Raw genomic sequence first — 20,670 nt, 5'->3', positions numbered from 1 at the left:
TCGCCTATTTTTTCACCTTTTTATAAGCGTTTCTATTGGTATGACATGCGTGTCTAAACAAAGGTTTAATTGCCCATCGAAAATTTAATTTGCCAGGACATTTAGGCACTTTCATTCCAGCCAATTTAACGTATCTTTGCAGCATGTCCAATACAGGTTATATTACTGAAGATACAATTGTCGCATTGGCGACATCGGCTGGTGCCAATGGTGCGATTGCTGTGATTCGCGTTTCAGGTCAACAGGCCATTAAAATCACCAACGATATTTTCAAGGGTAAAGATCTCCTTAAACAAGCCTCCCATACCATTCATTTTGGAACCATTCGCGATGGTGAAGAGATTATAGATGAAGTGCTCGTATCCCTTTTTGTAGCTCCAAACTCTTACACAAAAGAAAATTCTGTAGAAATCTCTACACACAATTCCAAATATATTATTGAGCGTATTATTAATTTGCTCATCAAAAAAGGAGCTCGGGCTGCCCGTGCTGGTGAATTTACGCTTCGTGCTTTCCTCAATGGCGGAATGGATCTTTCACAAGCCGAAGCTGTAGCCGATTTAATTGCTTCCAATTCGGCAGCATCCCATCAAATTGCCATGCAGCAGATGCGCGGCGGATTTTCCAATCAACTGAAATCCCTCCGTGAAGACTTGATCCACTTTGCCTCTCTTATTGAACTAGAATTGGATTTTTCAGAGGAAGACGTAGAATTTGCGAATAGAGATCAGCTCAAAAATCTAATCAATAAAATAAAAGTAATTGTTCAAAAATTGGTTCAGTCTTTTGAACAAGGAAATGTGTTAAAAAATGGTGTTCCTGTAGTTATTGCGGGGAAACCAAATGTAGGTAAATCAACCTTATTGAATGCTTTCTTAAACGAAGAACGTGCCATTGTCTCAGACATCGCCGGAACTACGCGTGATACCATTGAAGATGAAATTAATATTCATGGTGTAACCTTCAGGTTTATAGATACCGCGGGTATTCGTGAGACTGCGGATATCATCGAAGCGAAGGGAGTTGAGCGTACACGCGAAAAAATGAAACAGGCTAGATTGATTATCTATCTTTTTGATCCAATGCAAGATAAAATAGATGAAGTTCAATCGCAGTTGCTAGAAATTGAAAATCTTCAAATTCCATTTTTGACCATCATCAATAAATCTGATTTGTTATCTGACAATCAAAAAGCTGAATATGAACCCCTTAATCCGCTTTATATTTCAGCAAAAGAGCAGATAGGCGTAGAAGAATTGAAGGATGAACTGATCAACAGAGTACAGCTAGGAAACCTGAATACAGACGATGTCATGGTAACTAACATCCGACATGTAGAAGCTTTGCAAAAGACATCAGATTCTCTGGAGCGTGTATTATTCGGTATTGATAATCCGGTTACTTCGGATTTCTTAGCGATGGATATCCGTCAGGCCTTGTATCATCTTGGAGAAATCACAGGTAGTGTATCTACAGATGATTTACTGGATAATATCTTTTCCAAATTCTGTATCGGAAAGTAATCAAGGTAAAACACTAAATACTAAACCAAATAAAATATACTTTAAAGCCCTTTGTAAGGGCTTTTAGCCTATAAAGACAGTAAATCTAATCTCTATCACTATTATATATAATATTTACTTATTATTTGTTGCGGTATGCCTACAAGCAACAGCCATACTCTAGTGTATTGAGCCAGGTCTTTGGTCAGCTTCGGCCTGGAAAAATTCTATAAAATTAGAATTGAATTTTGTTTTATTTATAAAGCCATAGTCGGTATTTTGTAGATCAATTTGTCGTTGGAGACGTGCATACTCTGCTAAAGAAACTGTTTCTTTATTATAAATTTTTCAGCCTCAGATTTTGGCCGGTTGTAAACGAATAATTTAAGATAGAATTTTCTAAGCAGTTTTCCGGTTATTTCACTTTGGATAGGGGGATGAATGTCTAAGAACAAACTTTGTCTTTCTTTGCTATCGGTTTATAGCGTAGCGTTGCGGTTGCGATGATTTTGATATTAAGGATTAGATTATGGTTGGTATTGTCAAATCGACTCATAGCAAAAGCTATTGAAGGCCTCTAAAATATCATCAAGCCAATTTTTTGTAATGGATGTTATTGATTGACTTTAATAAATTAGTACTAGATCCTGTAATTTGATTCTTGTTTTTCTCACGGATAGGTTAATGGCTTTTAGACGGCCTGTAGTGATTAGGAAATACACCATTTTTGTAATACATTTTAATATTGCGGAAGTTTCTCTAACCGTAAGGTTTACTGGAGGGCCCATAGACTGGTATTTTAGTTCTTCAACATTGCGAACTGCATATCTGGCATAGTCTATTTTTGTATTTCTTTGTTCGAGTTTATAGGCTTTTTATTGCAGCTATGACTGCAATATCTGGTAACGGTTGTTTTGGCGATAAATTTTGTACCACAATATTGACAGACTTTCTCAATTCTGATATTTGAGGTCATGATCAGATTTCTTTAAGTCAAGAAGGATGTTTTTTAGGCCAGAGGCTTCAATAATGACATTTGGGGTATCATTAAACTCCTTTTATTCAGGATAAATACAATTTAAACGAATGCAAAATCTATCCCAAAGAATAGATTAATTTGAGAAAAATAGCTAAACATTCTTTGCTCATTTTGATTGAAGGATTTTTAAATTAGACAGCAATTTTTACAAATCAGCACGTTTGGATGTGGAAAATTAATAATTTCTCCAAATTAAGAGTATATAGAATACAATAACCATTTGTCAACATTCGGTAAATCATTAAGCTTGATATATAGCTAATAAAAAGCCTCATCATCACCTTTAAACATACGGGGATATATTGGCGCCTTTGTATCAATATATAATTCCTTTCTTCTGCTTGTTTCTTTAACAGCATCTTCGTAATGATTTAGGTAAACCAGCGCCCAACCTTTATATAAGACGCAACTTAAATAGATTGAAGTCAACGTCCGTGCTTTAGCGGTCAAAACATCAACTGGGATATAACTCATGACCGTATCACAATGTGCTAGCACTCCTTCATAATTTCCGTTTTTTAGATACAATTGAATGAGCTTTTCGCATACAGATAAGTACTTATTATCCATTGAAAATACTTTCTTGTAAGATTCTACAGCTTTATCAATATCTCCTTGTTTTTCGTATGCATCGCCCAACAGCTCATAATTTTCCTTAGAGCCTTCATCCAGCACAATTGCTTCTTCAACATACCGTTGCGCAGCCTCGGCATTCATACTTTCATAGTATGTAGAAGCTAAAAGGTATCTCTAAGTTACATTTTGAGGAAAGTCATTGTTTACATGATGTAGAATCGCCAATGCTTCTGCAAACTCTCCATAATTTCTTTTCTTTTTTGCTTCTGAAAGCAGCTTTTTGACTTCTTTTTCTTCCATTCAATTTATTACAAATTTTAAAGATTAACGATAATCTATATTTAACTTAAATTCCATTTAATTCTGGAATATAGAACCTGCTACCTTTTTTAGGAATATTTTCACATTAAAATCATTCTACATTTTCGTTAAATAACCACTTCCAATCTGGATCATAAATAAATTGAAATGGATCGCTGATATGACCTATTATTTCAAAAATCAAACAATTTAATAGTCAATATCTGAATATTTTTTATTGATTGAGCTTTTAGCTAATTTTGCCAATGCACTGTCTCCAGAATTAATACAACCTTCTAAAAACATTTTGACAATATCATTTTTAGGCCAACCGGCTGCTGCAACAGCGAGGCCTTCTCTTACATCTGCATATCCAACCTCTATTTTTGGCTCAAAAGCATTTATAGAATCAATTATTGTATTAATGTTAGCTTCAGTAGGTATTACTTTATCAATCCCCATAGATCTCAAGGCTCCATCTACGACAGCAAATTTTCCAATTCCTAGTAACCTTTGAACTTCTTTAACATCATTTAAATCAGTTCTCCTAATTCTACATAATGCCATTGATGCTGCACTCGTTATCATATCATGTTCTTCATTTCTAGCGCAAATATTTTCTAGTATGGGAACCACTTTATCATATCCAGTTTTCCCCAGAACTCTTATAATATCGTAATTCAATTCCCACATTTTTTCGTCAGAAATATAATTGTCAAGAATTTGAAAAAGATCAGAATTAAAATCTGATAATCCATTATTTGCAATTACCTTAACGACCTTTCGTAGATCACCCTTCTTTTTAGAAGATAACAGCTGATTTATTTCTTCAGTTTTTATTGTATTTTTTGCCATGCACTGCTATTGTTTTCTCTATAGTACTTATTCGTCCAACCCACGATATGAGCCATTTCTCCAAGGTTGATTCCAGTTTGAAGATCAATTAAATACCTGTTGCATATTGCACATCTGCCTCCAGACCTAACATATAGCTTAAATTTCTCATCTTGTTTGATAGGTGGCCGATCTTCAATTATAAAATTTTCAGTTTCAATTTTAAGTTTTTTCTTTGCCATAAAGATTAATAGTTTTTCTTAAAAATACTAAAAATATTAGATGTAATTTGAATTTCCTACTAAATATGAAAACACTTTTTTGAAGGACTTTTATGTCTTGTAAGTATCCCATTTTTCCGACAGCTGAGATCGGACTTTTCTAATTTACGTTACTAATTAATTTATTTGTTATTTGTGTCTAATATTTTTTGATAATTCCGTTGGTGTGAGATTCCCTAGCCCTTCATGGGGTCTGTTGTTATTATATTCATCCATGCCTGGGTATGTTCTCTTACTTCTGACAAATTGAAAAATAAATAAGCATCCAAAATTTCTTTGCGATAACTTCGGTTGAACCGTTCAATATAACCGTTTTGCATAGGCTTACCGGGCTGGATAAATTGAATAGCGATGCCTTGATCTTTACACCAGAGCTCAAAATGATGACTGGTGAATTCGGGTCCGTTGTCTACGCGGAGACAGAGCGGCTTGCCCCGCCAGTCTATGATTTGTTCCAGTGTTCGAGTTACCCTCAAGGAAGAAATAAAAGTAGCTATTTCGATGCATAATATCTCACGGGAACAGTCATCCATCACATTAAAGGTTCTAAACCTGTTTCCGCTGGCCAAGCTATCGCTCATAAAATCCATGCTCCATTTTTTATTAATGCTGACCTGTTGTTCCAAAGGTTGTTTCTCCCGAGCAGGTAGACGACGCTTGCCACGCCTCTTCTTGTTCATATTTAGCAGCTTATACACTCGATAAACTTTTTTATGATTCCAGGGCTTCCCTGCTCTGCACAGATAAGCGTAAAGTTTTCGGAATCCATATACAGGATGTTTGGCGGACAGATCATCTAATGCAGAGATAACTGCACTGTCATCTTTCTTACTAACATATCTGGCTTTCTGTAAAACGTGTTTTTTTCATTTTATTACTTAAATCTAAACATTTATGTCCTGTTTTAAGCTGTTTGATTTTTTGGGATACTTACAGTCACCGCATTATTTATCCAATTCGCTGATCGCCTGTTTTACATATTCATCATTGAGATCCTCCCCGGTAATCCGATCTCCCCAGGACAAATAGCCATCTTTATCTTTGGCAAAACAACCGGACACCGTACTTTTTACTTTAAAGGTCTTATAGTCTACATGATCCAAAATACCTTGGCGATTTTCATAGATATGCATTTTATCCTTTGCATAACAATCACCAAGTGCTACAAAAGTTGTATGATCAGCCTCTTCAAAAGTAGAAAAGCTTCCACCATAAGCCATTGCATAATAGTGATAAATATGTTTTTTATCTTTATAGAATGCACTGTTTAGCTTTTGAAAGGTACTAGTATCAATAATTGCATTCAATGGTTCCTCTGTATTAAAGCCCATTCTTGTAAGATAACTATCAACAAAAGTAATACCCTCATTTCCCACAGGGATCATCTCCTTCAATCCGATATCTCCATTTTTATTAATCCATAGATCATCTTTCAAAAGCCTCCATTTTAAACTCCTATTTGTGCTATCAATAGCTTGGGCAAGCATTTTGTCCCGCTGTCTCTCCATCTCATTAGGGCACCTAATATTTTGGAATCCAGCAAAAGACAATAGCCCACCAAGTTTCTGCAGTTCCTTTTCTTTAATAATATTTGTATCTATCTGATAGATTCCCATGCGAAATCGGTATAGATTATCCTCACCACAGTTGTTAGAATAACGTATCGGCTTCAAAAATGAAATAAGACAAAAAATGCTAGCAAATAGTATCACCACCACAAATATAAATTTCAATAATTTCATATTAGGAAGTCTTTTGTAATGAATAGGGCTTCCGGCGTATCAATACCACGAAAACGATCAATATCAATTGCAATACAATTATCAAAAGAGCTAATATTTGCGTTTGAAAAGCCTTCCCCGAAATCTGCCTTTCATTGGCCCGTTTCAGATCTATTTGATTTTTGATAATTTGTTTTGCGCAGGAGTCAATATCATTCCGTTGATCGACCTGCCACTTTTGCTCACTTGCAAACTGATCATTCTTATTGGACGGAATATCCAAAGAGCTCATCAAACCAAGAATGAGCCAACCACAGATTAGAATGGTCATAGCAGCCAAAACAATAACAACGCTTTTCTTTATCATAAGACGGTACCTCCCATGATTTCGATCCATACTGCCATTGTTTTCATTTTCCATAATCATTAAGATAATAGAATAAATATTTTCGGTTAAACTGTCTCTTTTGAATCACTTTTCGGATGTATCGAATGGGCATTTCTGATTTGAACAGTTCAATTTCATCATTGGTAGCATATCTTTTCATACCTTCGTATTGTACTTCAGCAGCCTGATTCCACGCTGGTTCTAACAGCGTAAACGAAAGGGATGTTCCATTCTTATCAGCTCGCAAAAACTCTATATGGAACAGGTTGACTTCCAACATGCAATTATCTTTCAAACAATCTTCATATCGTGTTTTATACTGGTCAAAAGGGGTTATATCCCCCACTTTATCAATGCCAACAATATTTGGAAAATCCCTAATTCCACTAAATTGCGACTTGGCCATCAGATACAATTCGATAGCTTTTGTTTGTTGCCTGGATAGATTGAAATAGGACTTCCCAATATTAATAGTGGTATTATTATACATAGTATACTTTTGCTGAGAGCATCCAGCGATCCAAACGAAAAGAAAAATGCTACAGATAGCCCGTATGCTAATTTTTTTAATACATATAGCCTTCTTCATCACTAAATATGATTTAATATACATTGCTAGTAATCTCTACTAATTGTTAGTAAATGCTGAGTCTTCATCTGATTCAACATAGTCCGGATTGGTTAATATCAAATCTTTAGGTTTGCTGATTTCCACAAACTTTTCCTTTTCTAAGTCAATACGCCATATCCTGCTAATTTGATTAATTACCTCACTATCATTATTATAAAACGCTACGATATAGTTTTCTTCTCGGTCATCTTCTATTGCCAATCGGAAATTACCAAAGCAGATTGTCGGGTAGTTGGCCACCACATTCAGTTCGTCTACAATCAAAAACACAGCTCTACCATTCGCATCATGACGTAGAAATCGTTCAATTACAAATTTGCTCTGTCCGTGTTGGCAATGATCGATGATAGCGGAATACTGCGCAAGTGCATATTTATTTTTCGATGTATCTTCCGGAAATATCACGCCAAGACAGTCATGCATTTTTGACACCTCGATATCGTTGGTTGTTTTACCAATAAAAGAACGAATTTGGACATCTGTCTTTTTTATGGTATCAATTTGTATAACAGCCCTCTCCATTACTGGAACGGCATTTTCTTTGATATGATCTTGCGCGTTATAATTACAGGATTGCAAGAAGGTACCAACCGCTAAAGTCAATATGATGGCTGTTTTCATAGCACTCATTTTTTACTGGAATCTTTAATTCGAAACTCACCCCTGGACATCAAATTCCTCCAAAGAAATAGGAGAATTAATACAACAGAAAGCCCGACGATAATCATAGTTGACACATCAAACATAACCTGACCAAAGGCCTTACTATCGCCAAAACATTGCACCGAATCACCCCAAATATTAGTTCCTATTGCACCTTCTGTATCACAATTGACACAGGCTAGGTATTCAGGTACAATAAGGCCAAGATAAAGCAGAATAAACAGGACATAAATCCCTCCTACAATAACCTGAGCGACTTTAAAGATGTTGGTTCCTACCTTATCCTTTATTGGTCCTTCTCCCATAACTTTTCAATATCTTGAGGTGTCAATCTCCGTTTAAAAGTCAATGTTTCTCTTTCCGATGGAATTGCAATTACACGTTTAAAATATTGACCGCCACTATAAAAGTAGTTGGCCTTTCCCGCTAAAACCTCCACGACAACAGTCTCATCACCTAGGATAACAAGCTTCAATTTGACAGCCTTGCTTTCCGCACTCAATTCGTTATTGCGATGTTTAAGTTTCAAACGATAATCTGCTTGTATTCCAAAACTGGCTGCAGGTGTTTGTGTATTCTCTCCAATCTGATAGCAGATCGTATCATTCGATACAATAAGTGTTCTTCTGATAGTTTTCTTTTCAAAGTTTAGCAAATTCTCTCTGCCCTTGCCAAGAGTATCTGATGAAAAAATATGGGTAAATTCATATACTCCATTCTTTAAAGAAGCTTGGGCAAACGCTGCATTCGTTTCCATTATCACAAAAATCAATATGCAAAATATCCACTTCATACCAGATTAATTTTCCAGCAATATACAGTTGATTTTTGTAGTGTATAAGGTTATTTTATAATTCGTTAGCAGATATTTATTATTCGCTATGGCCTCATCATTATCCGTATAATCTCATTCTGGCAATTTTCTTCTAAAGACCAAACTGATCAACCAACATAAAAATGATCCGATACATAGATAAATAAGTGTTTTGATTAAAAAGAAAGGCCATGAAATAATTGCTAGCCCAAACTGATCGTCAATTGGAGCCGTATCGGAATAACTAACCATGGCATCCCAAAAAGAAAATAAAACACCGAATATTCCGCCGATAATAATAAATATAAGTTTCATTCTAAACAACTTAAAAAAATCATCTTCTCTTAGAAATAGATCGAATCTGTTTGATCGAAAAATAGATCAGCCAGATAGAAAAACCTATAAAGGCAACAGTCTGAAAAGCAAATCGTATAGGTCTGGTAGTCCACTTTATCGTTGTATGCCCACCACCTATTCTACCAAATCTCAACTTATATTCGCCTTTTGCTATTCCTTCAATAGCCATACTGACGGTCATGCCCGCTAACGCCAGCAGAAATATTACCATACCTATCTGCAGTAAATAATATGCTGTGGCAAAAAGCTGTTCAATCAGATTTTCCCACGAACCCTTTGCACATATAGATGTAAGAGCAAAATATAACAACATCAAAATTATGCCAGCAACTAAACTGACAATTCCAATGCACAGTATGACCACAAATATTTCTGTTATACCCACTATCTGATATGCTTTAGCGATTTCTATCCTATTATCCGAAATAGCACAAATTACTGTTCCAATCCATTAACTTTCAAAGAAAGATCTTTAACAAGAAAGGCCTCAATCCCCCTAAATAATAAATGCGCAACTGCCGAATCAAAGATATCAAGTTATTTTCGGTCAACATTAAACGAATCTTAAGTCAATCTCGGCGAATCGTAATTTTTTGCAACGACAACAGGAGCTATTCGTACAATCAAAAAAAAATTGCAAGAGACACATTCCAAACTTACACCATATTATCCTGCAACATAATACGAGCTTATACGACATACAACTAACGGAGTCGATATACAACGTTGATAGAAATATAAAAAATGCGAACTCAACGAAACCTCTACATGATCATGCTCAACTATTCGAAAGCAAGATTAATTTTAATCACATTCATAACCCTATCACTGTCTGTATCGACAATTAAGATCATGGCACAACAGGTTCAGAGAAATGATTTCATATTATCTGGAAAAATAGCGGCTACGGAAATTACCTCGCTGCAAATTAACCTATTCAATGCAGAGGCTAAGCTGATCAAAACCGAATTTCCCAATCAACAGGGTGAGTTCCGATTTAAGGCCCTCAACAAAGGAGTGTATTACTTTAAAATTAGGCAGGGTCAATCAGACCTCTACAATTCCGATGTCATTCAGGTGACGAACCAAGACATAGCTCTACCTGAAATTCGAATAAACGAACAACGACTGGAGACCGTCGTCATTATCAAATCACGTCCTTTTATTGAACGACATGACGGTAAAATGATCTTAAATGTGGAAAGTAGCCTTCAGAATACGGGTGGATCTGCGCTAGAAATACTTGGAAAAGCACCTGGTGTTACAATAGATGGGAATGACAACATTATTTTGCGGGGAAAGAACAATATTTTGATACAGATTGATGGGAAAAACTCACCACTTACCGGCGATGAGTTAGCCAATTACCTACGCGGACTCCCCGCTTCTGCGATTGACAAAATTGAACTCATTACCAGCCCTTCTGCAAAATATGACGCAGCCGGAACCGCCATTATTAATATAAAACTAAAAAAAGGAACAAATAAGGGAACCAACGGAAGCTTTTCTACAGCGTTAGGTGCAGGTAGATACGTTAAAAATAACAACAGTTTTAATATCAACCATCGCAATAATAAGCTCAACCTCTTCGCTAATTATAATTTTGCTTATCGCGAAGCTTTTAACGAGCTTATGATCGATCGAAAGTTTTACACGGAAGGCAATTTAGAGAAAACATACTTGCAGGACAATTTCTTTAAGTTCAATACCCGCAATCATAATGGTAAAATCGGTTTCGATTACAATCTAACTGAAAAAAACTTACTGGGCGCATCTGTCAGCTTCACAAGTAATGTCTTTAAACCACGTGGTGATAGCAAAACGGCTATCCTAGATCCCAACGATCAACCATTCAGTCATACCGCTACTTTAAGTCAAACGGCCAATACCTTGAAAAATATCTCTGCTAATCTCAATCATAAGTACAGTATGGATACTCTTGGTTCCGAACTTAGCACGGATATAGATTTCATTCGCTATGTCAATACATCAAACCAAGATTTTGATACCAAAACCAGCAACAACGACGGTGAACCTATAGGTATACCCTATATCCTAAGAGGAAAAACTGATGGCGGTTTGAACATCTATGCACTAAAAAGCGACTGGATTAAGAGCTTGCCTAAAAACCTCAAACTGGAAGCCGGCTTTAAAACGAGTTACGTTAAATCAGATAACGATATTGAATTTTATGATCATAGTACATCGCCGGCTGTACGGGACACCAATAAATCTAATCATTACATCTACCAGGAGCACATCTACGCAGCCTATGGTAATGTGTCAAAAAAATGGAATAAGCTGAAAACCGAATTAGGTCTACGTATTGAAAAAACCGATGTTACAGGAACACAGCTCACCACTGAACAAATTAATAAAAGGCAATACACTCAGCTATTTCCAAGTGCCGTTTTTTCCTATGAGTTCACAACAGATCATAATCTCGAAGTCAATCTCAGCCGTCGCATCAACCGTCCCAATTATCAACAGCTCAACCCCTTTAAATACTATATTAATGCGACAACATATCGCGTTGGCAACCCCGATCTAAATGCACAAACATCGCAAAACTACGAACTCACCTATAGTTTCAAAAGTAGATATATAGCCACCCTGAGTTATAGCAAAATAAGCGACAATATCACGACTGTCATAAAACCCACCATAGAAAATGGAGAGAACATCACCGTTCAGACAGAAGAGAACCTGAAATCAGCTTCCTATTACTCCCTCAATCTCATACTACCGATCAAGCCGACCAATTGGTGGGATATAAACACCAGTGCGAACTTTTATTACGGTTCATATACAGGAAACGTTTCAGAGACGCAGATCAATAATATTGGCAATTTTACCCTCGACATGAATAGCATCCATACCCTTAAATTGGGTAAAAATTTCGTCGCCGAATTAGCGGCCAATTATAAAGCTACCGAAGTATATGCCTTCGTCCGTATTGACCCTTATTGGTATCTCAATATCGGATTGCAAAAGAAATTTAAGGACAAAAACACCTTGAAGCTCGCCGTAAGTGATATATTCAACAGCAATACTATAAAGGGAGTGACAGTCTACAATGATTACAAAGAAAATTTTAAGAGCAGAAGAGAGCCCCGCGTTTTGATGTTGTCCTATAGCTATAATTTTGGATCCACCAAAACAGGACAGTCTCGAAAAACCGGTGCCGCCGACGATCTCAAACGAAGGGCCGAATAGCGTGACTCAAGAGTTTGGATTCACAAACTCTTGAGTCAAGCTATTTATCTTTCAGAAGCGGCCGTGGATCAAAGACAACCTTTATCTTCAGGATCAACTCGTTTTCTACTTGATACCAGCCTGAACTAAAGATCTCCATTCCACCCATATCAATGTTATAGAAGATAGCCACATGATTACCATTTGTCATTACTTCTTTAATATTGTATTTAAACTTCATTTTCTTCATATCCGCAATATAATGATCCGCAGTATGCCGACTCCCAAGCACCCCCTCGAACACCATATCACTATCCAATAATTCATATGCAGCAGTAAAATCTTCTTTATTCAGACTTTCGAGAAAACTGAGCACAATGTATTTCGCTGATTTCATTTCTTTCTTTTTATGGTTATTTACACTATTCCTTATTTGGCCACTACTATTATGAATACTTAAATAGAAATTCACAACATCCTGCCTCAGGCCAGTTAAATAAAAGAACAACAAAATTGACCAAGCGTTTGATAATTTTTTATTTTCCCCTTCCCTTCTATCACTTATACCCTTATATTTCCGGCAAAACAAAGATTCCGTCTCGAAAAGCAGCCCTTATCTAGCTTTACCACTGGCATCAAAAAATAACTTGACAGGGTCAAAAATTTATTTAAATTTGTTTCTAACAAGAGAAGTATATAACCCTTCTTTATAAATCCTAACACAATCGAACCATGCCAGAGAATAAAGTTTTATCTCAATTGACCAAAGAGGAGTTAAATAAAAAGAAAAAACAGTCCATTGGAGTTATGATATCTTTTGGTATTGTCATGTTTATAGCTATTGTAGTTTTGGTCTACCTCTCCTTTAAAACAAAAAAGTATGCCCTTTCAGGTATTGCAGCTTCCTTATTTTGTGTATTTATACCGATCTATGTGAATAATATACAGATCAACCAAGAACTCAAATCGCGCCAATCCAAGAAGGAATAAATTGCAACTTTGAAGCTGTATAGATTGCTGTAATGACTATAGAAACTACGTTATGTATTGAAACAATATTCCTCACTATTGATCATAGAATGAGCAGGCCCTTAACAGTGGTCATCATTCTTAGCAACTAAAAGCGATTCACCCCAGTCGTTTAATTTCCAGAGCACCTCTACCAGACTTTTACCTAGTGGTGTCAGTGTATATTCTACCCGCGGGGGTAGCTCTTTAAAGACTTCCTTGCGAAGTATTCCGTCATACTCCAGCTCCTTTAACTGTTGATTCAATACACGCCGATCTACTTTGACAATGCCACGCAACATTTCGCTTGGACGCTTTTCACCTTGATTGATACGCCAGACAATTGGAATTTTCCATTTTCCACTGATCGCATTGACTGCAAATTCCAATGGGCATATTTTTTCTTCTATGGCCTTATCCGTTTTTTTCATAATGTTGACTTTTTTAGCCCATAGTGACAATTTTATGCGGTATTGTACTTATGGATTAACTTTCGAATCTTTGCAAAGATTAGGAATAAATATGAAAAATTGACAAGAGGATATGCCAGTATTAAATAAAAATTCAGCAAAACAGTGCCGACCACCAAAACGAACAGGCGCACGAAAAACCAGTGAGATACCAGCATCTATTCTGGAACAATTGAACAAGGGCGAGATTGAAACTGCCAATCTTGTCGAATGGCTAGCCGTAGACCAACCTGTTTTGTTAAACCATCTACTTACATACCATGATCGGACAGCCTATCTTAAGCCTATACTTAACATAATTAACCAGTTAAAAAAACAGACTGTTAACAGCATCAATGAAACCATCGGAATTGGACTTCTTGAACAGATCACGCAGCAAAATGACGCTGTTTTCCTCCAGACAATATCGCTTCATCCTGCTGATCTGGTTCGTTGTTGGGCCGCATATACTGTTGGGAAAAATAACGAGCTTAGTATCACAGAAACATTAGACCAGATCCAACAGTTTGCTGCTGACCCACATTTTGGTGTTCGAGAAATCAGCTGGCTAGCCGTACGTGAAAAAATAAGCATCAACTTACAAGAAAGCATTTCTATTCTTACCGAATGGACCAACAACGCCGATGAAAATATTAGGCGCTTTGCTTCAGAGGCTATAAGGCCCAGAGGTGTATGGTGTGCACATATCGATGCGTTAAAACAAAATCCCGCCATCGCCTTATCAATATTGGAAGCCTTGAAGTCCGATCCATCCCGATATGTGCAAAATAGCGTGGCCAATTGGCTAAATGACGCCGCCAAGACCTGCCCGCTATTTGTTAAAGAATTATGTACCAGATGGGAAAGAGAAAGTAAAAGTAAAGAAACCATGTACATCGTAAAGCGAGCAGTCAGAAACCTCAATTGAGACGACAGATAACGCTAGATATCAATTCATTTTTAATTTTTCATACAACAGGAAATACGTACATTTGGTATACATCAACTCACGGATTAAATCATGCAGGTACTCCCGCCAAAAGAATTATTGCCTTACATCAAGCACTATCTCTTTTTGGAAAGCGCTACCGATTCGCAAAAAACGCTACGCTTATTCTCGGATGGTAATACAGGAATGGTATTTCTTTTGAATCAAGGCCGTTTATCCATCAACCGAAACAATCATCTCCCCCAGTCATTTTTGTATGGCCAGATCAGTCATTTTAAAGATCTCTGTCTGATCGAACGCATTTCCTTTATTATTGTTGTATTTCAACCCGATGGTCTCTACAAATTACTGGGTATACCGGCATATGAGCTAAAAGATCAAATCATTGGCTTACAGGATATCTTTGGACAGTCCGCAGACCGGCTTTACGATCAGCTTATATACTGCAAGCATCCAACAGCTAAATTAAATGCATTAGATACCTTCTTTTATACACTCGCCATTCAACACAAATCGCTAGGTCAGACCTCCTTTTCTAACGTTTTAAAATATATTACCGACCACAAAGGGCTCCTCTCTGTGGAAGAATTACTCAAACTCAGTGGTCATAATGAGCGGCAGATGGAACGGATATTTGCCGAACAGGTCGGTATGAGTCCCAAAAAATTCGGAAGCATTGTCCAACTCCATTTCTTTTTGAAGTTACTTCGCCATAAACCTGATGGTACAACACTGACGACCATCTCCTACGAAAGCGGGTATTTTGATCAATCTCATCTCATCAGGACATTTAAAAAATATACTGGTTTTACACCATCCATATATTTGAACAATACAAGCAGACTGGCAATCAATTTTATGGAGTTCCAAGCCTTGCCCGATCGCTTGTCGGGTTTGTACAATTTATCTTAACAACTTACAAGTAGATTTGTCAATAGATCAAAGAGAGAAATATGGACAAATTAAAAATTGCTACAGCACAATTTGAGCATAAAAGTGCGGATAAAGCCTATAATCTGACAATCATCGAGACCCTTGCGCAACAGGCCGCAGCCCAAGGTGCTGATGTGATTGCTTTTCACGAATGCTCCATTACTGGTTATACTTTCGCAAGAAATTTAGATAAACAGCAAATGCTCGATATTGCCGAACTCGTTCCCAAAGGAAACAGCACCCAGAAGTTGATCGAGATAGCAGCCAAATACAATATCACCATTCTTGCCGGTTTATTTGAAAAAGATGAAAACGACAATTTATATAAGCCTTATATCTGTGTCGACAAAGATGGCTTAGTCGCCAAACATCGCAAATTACATCCTTTCATAAACCCCTACCTGACCGCAGGTCAAGCTTACACGATATTTGAGATCAAAGGATGGAAATGTGGTATTTTGATCTGCTACGACAATAATGTCATTGAAAATGTACGCGCAACAAAATTATTGGGAGCTGACATTATCTTTATGCCACATGTGACCATGTGTACTCCTTCATCTAGACCTGGAGCGGGCTTTGTGGATCCTCAGCTCTGGGATAACCGTGAAAATGACCCAACCTCCTTGCGATTGGAGTTTGATGGAATGAAAGGACGCAGCTGGTTAATGAAATGGCTGCCAGCCAGGGCCTATGACAATGCGGTTTATACTGTATTTTCAAACCCCATCGGAATGGATGACGATCAGTTAAAAAATGGTTGTTCAATGATCTTAGACCCTTTCGGGGATATTCTCGCAGAATGCCATACATTTGACGATAGTTTTGTCATAGCCACAGTCACACCCGAAAAACTGATACAGGCTGGCGGACATCGTTATATCAGCGCCCGACGACCAGAACTCTACCGCAACATTATTGGTCAGCAACATGAAGCAGAGCAAAAAGTAGTGTGGTTACATACAGAAAATAGCTAATCTCCATCAATCCAGCAACTGATTTAAGGTCTCTCAACCGAAGTCTTAAATCAGTTGTCTCACTATTATCCACCAGAGGTACCCCAGCCATCTGTCAATTAAAGTATTGCGAACATTTTTTTCGCTAAGCATCGCGCTACAACACCTTATTTATGTTAATTTAGCGGATTAATATTCACTAGCAGTTTAAATAAAATTATGAACTATATCCGAAGATATTGGAACATACTCACGAATATCGGAACGCATCCGGATATGTCCTATATCGACCTCAAAAGGATACAGATGGTCAACTTGATTGCCATACTTTGTTTATTGCCCACACTTTGCTTCTTTATCCTTAATATCATCGACAAACGTTATCTGCTGTCGACGATCAACCTATCCAATACCATTTGTTCTATTTCGGTACTCTTTCTACAATACGACGGTAAACATAACTTTGCGAAGGCGATGTTATTGGTCAGCAATTTCATCTTTTTTCTTTTGGGAGCTATGTTATTTAAAAATGGCGGAGAATATTTTCTATTATGCACCCTGATCGCGTCCATGTTACTCTATAACGACCGTCGTATCCATATCTTTTTCTGCCTTGCTACTGCTTTCGCCATTGCATTGCTCTATTTCTTTCCGACCATTCTTCCTGTAGCCCAACGTGTCCCCAGGCTAAGACTGATCTTCAACATTAGCAATGCACTTGCCTTTATTGTTATCGCTGTCAACTCCTTCCTACAGATTATTTACAACAATATGGAGAAGATTGAGGAACAGCGTCGAAAACTTGAATCTATGAATCGCGATAAGGAGAAAATATTTTCCATTGTCGCACATGATATCAAAAGTCCATTTGCCAGTTTGGAGGCATTGGTATTGATGCTTCGCGAACAGATACTCAACAATACCGTATCCAGAGAATACATACAACAGCTTTATCAACAGATTGTGCATCAAAATCAAGCGCTGGACGACTTTCTGCAATGGGGAAGTAGCAGTATGCGTGGGATTACCAGCCCTGCTATTTTAGTGCTGATCGAACCATTGATCCGCGAAATCATCATATTGTTTGCCGATCAAATACAGGCAAAACAACTCAAGATAGAGTTTGCTATACCCGAAGGAACACATATCTTCGCCAATAAAGACCACACCACCATTATTCTGCGCAACCTTATTAGCAATGCCATCAAATTTAGCTACGTAGCTGGAAAGATAAGCATCTATTGCAGTAGAAATGAGATTTATACCAACATTCATATCCAAGATGAAGGGATTGGAATTAATCCATCCAAATCGGCCTTACTCTTTAATGTAATACAGCATAAATCATTCGGTACGGAAGATGAACCCGGATCGGGCTTAGGGCTCGTATTATGTAAAGATCTGATCGAGCGCAATAAGGGTATAGTCGATATTCAGAGTATTCCCAATAAAGGTTCAATTTTCACTGTTGGCTTACCGTCATACCCCACCAGAAACCAGGCCTCCAAAAAAGAAGCACAGACCTGTTGCTAAAGCTTCTTATGCCGTGCAATATCCCCACGTATTCCTTTAGCACTGTATTCAATCAACAGCAGTACAATTGAATTTCCTCTCCTAAAAGGTAAAAGTCACTAACAGGGCCTTATGATCTGTAGGCCATATTCCTTTTGGAAGCAAAAATTCATCTTCGCTATCTTTACCCTGCTTTTTGGCATATTTCACTGTTTCCGCAGGTCCCACAATCCTCGCCTTCACCACTTTTAATGGTAGCTTACTACGATAATAGACATAGTCTATTCTGTCCCGATCATCCGCTGTGGGAGCCCAGGCCAGCTTATCAATAGGCACATCCTTATTGAACGCCGGATAGGTAAACCCGGGATGACTTACGGGGTTAGGATACTGCACACGAAAACTATCTTTAAACCCTGCCTTGTTTAATAGAACCGAACAGTCCCAAAGTACTACTGCACCCCGATGGTCGAATAAGTCCTTTGTCGCTGCAGTCCAATCCAGATGTGAAGGCTCATTAAAATCACCCGCAATAATAAAGGATTGCGATTGCTTCTCCCCCTCCACATCGCTTATTATATCACGTATCGCCTCATCCCTTTTACTTTTACGATTGGCTTCCACAATTGCTGATACCTCAGTAATCGGATTTTCCAATTTCTTCCAGGTTATACCGTCATACCCCCTAGGAAGGTAACAGGCATAATTGGTATAATCCAGGTGTAAAGAATAAAAGACAAAATCTCGGTTGCCAACCTTGATCTTGCTTTTCAACACACCCCCCATCCCACTATCTTTGCCATACAATGCATGTTGATCCACCACCGGAAATTTGGAGATCAACCCAACATCCAGCTTTTCATCACTTGACTTACCAAAATAGCTTGCACCTTTGGATTTTAATTCCGCTAATATCCGCTGGATATAATCGGTTCCTTTGTAATTACGCACCTCACTAAAGAGCACGATATCCGCATTCTTGTCGATGATTTCATCCGCAATAGCCGGAAAGCCATTGGGTACGACCGACCCCTCCTGCCAGATATTGATCTGCAGCACTTTTAACTCGGTTTTCCCTTTGGCAGTGATAATCTGTCCGATGGCGAGCAGTAACAGCAACATTATAAGTTTTCCTATTTTCATCTATATGGTATATATTTACGCATCAGTTTATGAAACTTGCCCTAGCGAACTAAGGCAAGTCCAATCCTCAAATATCCAAAGACTTTGTCACAAGTCCTATCTTATTTTTGTAACAACCATATGATTTTGTCTACATTATCTACACCGCCCCACTGACGTTGTATCGCCTTTTAAGAAATCAATCCATGCATTTCCAATCAGCGAAAAACAACGATTGATTCGAGCATAAACAAATCAGCAGTTAGCGAAGTGCGAACGTTATTTACCTAAACCAAGCACTAACGAGATCATCTTCCTTTCTTGATGAGGTTTTTATTCAAATAAAATCCCCTAAACCTTTGTGCTTAGGGGAAATTCATGATTAAATCTATAAACCGATAATGATATTCAGCAATAGTTTTTAGCAGAAAATAGGACAATGGCTTTTCCATTAATGACTATTCGAGTGTACCGAATTTACCAGCTTGGAAGTCCTCGAAAGCCTGATAGATTTCCTCTTGTGTGTTCATTACAAAAGGGCCATAACTCACGATAGGTTCGTCAATAGGTTCTCCACTCATAAACAGTAAGACAGCTTGCTCATTGGCCTTGATTACGACTTCTTCTCCATCGTTTTCAAACAGTACAAAACTATGTTCTTTGGCCAACTGTCCATTGATCACCGCTTCTCCATTGACCACCAGGACAGCAGAATTGTGATGTTGAGGAACACTAAATGCTGTCTGATGTCCCTTTTCCAGTTTAATATCAAAGAGATTGACTGCAGTATAAGTTTCGGCAGGTCCCTTTGTATCCTGAAATACACCGGCTATGATATTGACTATCCCGCCATTTTCAGGTAATTGTACTTTGCCCATCTGATCTGCCGTAATACCCTGATAATGCGCTTCGGTAGATTTATCCTTTGCAGGAAGATTAACCCAAAGCTGTACCATTTCAAAGGGGCCGCCAGCTTTGGAGAAATTCTCCTCATGGTACTCTTTGTGCAATATTCCCGCTCCAGCGGTCATCCATTGAACATCCCCGGGATTGATCACTCCGCTGTTGCCTGAACTGTCGTGATGTGCTACACTGCCTTTATAGGCGATTGTAACTGTTTCAAAACCTTTATGCGGATGAACATCTACACCACGAATATGATCTGATGGACCAAAATCAAATTCCGCATTGAAATCCAATAAGAGGAAAGGACTCATTCGTCTTTTGGTAATCCCGTTACCGGGAACCATATTATACACACGGAATCCATCACCTACCATACCTGGCTGTGCAGGACGAGGGAAGATTTTTTCAATTGATTTTTTCATTTTTAATACTCCTATCTTTTGAATTCATACATCACCGAATACACTCCGCTTGCTTGCTTGCTTACTTGCTGTTCGATTTTGTATATTCAAATTTACGCAAACAAAGAGGTAT

23 protein-coding genes and 1 pseudogene are annotated in these 20,670 nt (G+C 37.8%); 7 read left to right on the top strand and 17 right to left on the bottom strand.

Annotation, left to right across the window (positions count from 1 at the left end; translation table 11 throughout):
* The first annotated feature begins 143 nt into the window (after window positions 1-143).
* Entirely contained in the window at window positions 144-1,523 is a 1,380-nt protein-coding gene (gene mnmE, locus LC454_RS14460; RefSeq protein WP_223583207.1) for a tRNA uridine-5-carboxymethylaminomethyl(34) synthesis GTPase MnmE, read from the top strand.
* 1,276 nt (window positions 1,524-2,799) lie between these two features.
* Here the strand turns inward: mnmE and LC454_RS14455 are convergent.
* The 13 genes and pseudogenes from LC454_RS14455 to LC454_RS14400 all read right to left on the bottom strand — a co-directional run bounded on the left by LC454_RS14455 (window position 2,800) and on the right by LC454_RS14400 (window position 9,317).
* Window positions 2,800-3,258 (bottom strand): tetratricopeptide repeat protein, encoded by a 459-nt coding sequence (locus LC454_RS14455; RefSeq protein WP_223583206.1) that lies wholly within the window; start codon window positions 3,256-3,258, stop codon window positions 2,800-2,802.
* A gap of 33 nt (window positions 3,259-3,291) precedes the next feature.
* Window positions 3,292-3,417: a hypothetical protein gene (locus tag LC454_RS26425; RefSeq protein WP_262903082.1), complete on the bottom strand. Its 126-nt coding sequence runs from the start codon at window positions 3,415-3,417 to the stop codon at window positions 3,292-3,294.
* Between the two features lie 210 nt (window positions 3,418-3,627).
* Window positions 3,628-4,272 (bottom strand): hypothetical protein, encoded by a 645-nt coding sequence (locus LC454_RS14450; protein ID WP_223583205.1) that lies wholly within the window; start codon window positions 4,270-4,272, stop codon window positions 3,628-3,630.
* Complete coding sequence (locus tag LC454_RS14445; protein ID WP_223583204.1) at window positions 4,254-4,493, bottom strand: hypothetical protein; 240 nt, start codon at window positions 4,491-4,493, stop codon at window positions 4,254-4,256. The genes LC454_RS14450 and LC454_RS14445 overlap by 19 nt, the downstream gene beginning before the upstream one ends.
* Before the next feature lie 215 nt (window positions 4,494-4,708).
* Window positions 4,709-5,353: pseudogene (locus LC454_RS14440) on the bottom strand (IS3 family transposase); the annotation flags it as partial.
* A gap of 123 nt (window positions 5,354-5,476) precedes the next feature.
* Window positions 5,477-6,274: a DKNYY domain-containing protein gene (locus LC454_RS14435; RefSeq protein ID WP_223583203.1), complete on the bottom strand. Its 798-nt coding sequence runs from the start codon at window positions 6,272-6,274 to the stop codon at window positions 5,477-5,479.
* 1 nt (window position 6,275) lies between these two features.
* Window positions 6,276-6,674, bottom strand: coding sequence for a hypothetical protein (locus LC454_RS14430; RefSeq protein ID WP_223583202.1), 399 nt, complete (start codon window positions 6,672-6,674; stop codon window positions 6,276-6,278).
* A complete protein-coding gene (locus tag LC454_RS14425) occupies window positions 6,664-7,131 on the bottom strand; it encodes a hypothetical protein (RefSeq protein WP_223583201.1) in 468 nt (155 codons plus the stop codon). Before LC454_RS14425 ends, LC454_RS14430 begins: the two co-directional genes overlap by 11 nt.
* 138 nt (window positions 7,132-7,269) lie before the next feature.
* The gene (locus tag LC454_RS14420; protein WP_223583200.1) at window positions 7,270-7,893 is read right to left on the bottom strand and encodes a hypothetical protein; all 624 of its coding nucleotides are present in this window, start codon (window positions 7,891-7,893) and stop codon (window positions 7,270-7,272) included.
* A gap of 5 nt (window positions 7,894-7,898) precedes the next feature.
* A complete protein-coding gene (locus LC454_RS14415) occupies window positions 7,899-8,240 on the bottom strand; it encodes a hypothetical protein (RefSeq protein ID WP_223583199.1) in 342 nt (113 codons plus the stop codon).
* The gene (locus LC454_RS14410) at window positions 8,222-8,728 is read right to left on the bottom strand and encodes a hypothetical protein (RefSeq protein WP_223583198.1); all 507 of its coding nucleotides are present in this window, start codon (window positions 8,726-8,728) and stop codon (window positions 8,222-8,224) included. Before LC454_RS14410 ends, LC454_RS14415 begins: the two co-directional genes overlap by 19 nt.
* Window positions 8,729-8,842: 114 nt before the next feature.
* Complete coding sequence (locus tag LC454_RS14405; protein WP_223583197.1) at window positions 8,843-9,064, bottom strand: hypothetical protein; 222 nt, start codon at window positions 9,062-9,064, stop codon at window positions 8,843-8,845.
* A gap of 19 nt (window positions 9,065-9,083) precedes the next feature.
* The gene (locus LC454_RS14400; RefSeq protein ID WP_223583196.1) at window positions 9,084-9,317 is read right to left on the bottom strand and encodes a hypothetical protein; all 234 of its coding nucleotides are present in this window, start codon (window positions 9,315-9,317) and stop codon (window positions 9,084-9,086) included.
* A 533-nt stretch (window positions 9,318-9,850) separates the two neighbouring features.
* Here LC454_RS14400 and LC454_RS14395 point away from each other — a divergent pair.
* Window positions 9,851-12,322, top strand: coding sequence for an outer membrane beta-barrel family protein (locus LC454_RS14395; protein WP_223583195.1), 2,472 nt, complete (start codon window positions 9,851-9,853; stop codon window positions 12,320-12,322).
* Window positions 12,323-12,362: 40 nt separating this feature from the next.
* Here the strand turns inward: LC454_RS14395 and LC454_RS14390 are convergent, their stop codons facing one another.
* Entirely contained in the window at window positions 12,363-12,698 is a 336-nt protein-coding gene (locus tag LC454_RS14390; RefSeq protein WP_223583194.1) for a nuclear transport factor 2 family protein, read from the bottom strand.
* 335 nt (window positions 12,699-13,033) lie between these two features.
* Between LC454_RS14390 and LC454_RS14385 the strand changes: the two genes are divergently transcribed.
* On the top strand, window positions 13,034-13,291 hold the full coding sequence (locus LC454_RS14385) for a hypothetical protein (protein WP_223583193.1): 258 nt from the start codon (window positions 13,034-13,036) through the stop codon (window positions 13,289-13,291).
* Window positions 13,292-13,392: 101 nt separating this feature from the next.
* Here the strand turns inward: LC454_RS14385 and LC454_RS14380 are convergent, their stop codons facing one another.
* Complete coding sequence (locus tag LC454_RS14380; RefSeq protein ID WP_223583192.1) at window positions 13,393-13,740, bottom strand: winged helix-turn-helix transcriptional regulator; 348 nt, start codon at window positions 13,738-13,740, stop codon at window positions 13,393-13,395.
* A 112-nt stretch (window positions 13,741-13,852) separates the two neighbouring features.
* On the opposite strand from LC454_RS14380, the gene LC454_RS14375 reads away from it, so the two are divergent.
* The 4 genes from LC454_RS14375 (at window position 13,853) to LC454_RS14360 (ending at window position 18,129) form a co-directional block, all read left to right on the top strand.
* Window positions 13,853-14,686, top strand: coding sequence for a DNA alkylation repair protein (locus LC454_RS14375; RefSeq protein WP_223583191.1), 834 nt, complete (start codon window positions 13,853-13,855; stop codon window positions 14,684-14,686).
* Between the two features lie 93 nt (window positions 14,687-14,779).
* On the top strand, window positions 14,780-15,619 hold the full coding sequence (locus LC454_RS14370; protein WP_223583190.1) for a helix-turn-helix transcriptional regulator: 840 nt from the start codon (window positions 14,780-14,782) through the stop codon (window positions 15,617-15,619).
* 41 nt (window positions 15,620-15,660) lie between these two features.
* Window positions 15,661-16,617: a nitrilase family protein gene (locus tag LC454_RS14365; RefSeq protein ID WP_223583189.1), complete on the top strand. Its 957-nt coding sequence runs from the start codon at window positions 15,661-15,663 to the stop codon at window positions 16,615-16,617.
* 198 nt (window positions 16,618-16,815) lie between these two features.
* Window positions 16,816-18,129 carry a sensor histidine kinase gene (locus LC454_RS14360; RefSeq protein ID WP_223583188.1) on the top strand — a complete coding sequence of 438 codons (1,314 nt, stop codon included), beginning with the start codon at window positions 16,816-16,818 and terminating at the stop codon, window positions 18,127-18,129.
* A gap of 81 nt (window positions 18,130-18,210) precedes the next feature.
* On the opposite strand, the gene LC454_RS14355 is transcribed toward LC454_RS14360, so the two are convergent.
* On the bottom strand, window positions 18,211-19,251 hold the full coding sequence (locus LC454_RS14355) for an endonuclease/exonuclease/phosphatase family protein (RefSeq protein WP_223583187.1): 1,041 nt from the start codon (window positions 19,249-19,251) through the stop codon (window positions 18,211-18,213).
* Between the two features lie 437 nt (window positions 19,252-19,688).
* The gene (locus tag LC454_RS14350) at window positions 19,689-20,558 is read right to left on the bottom strand and encodes a pirin family protein (RefSeq protein WP_223583186.1); all 870 of its coding nucleotides are present in this window, start codon (window positions 20,556-20,558) and stop codon (window positions 19,689-19,691) included.
* Window positions 20,559-20,670: the final 112 nt, after the last annotated feature.

Source organism: Sphingobacterium sp. GVS05A, from assembly GCF_019969845.1.
Taxonomy (GTDB): domain Bacteria; phylum Bacteroidota; class Bacteroidia; order Sphingobacteriales; family Sphingobacteriaceae; genus Sphingobacterium.
This window is presented reverse-complemented; position numbering and strand designations above follow the sequence as displayed.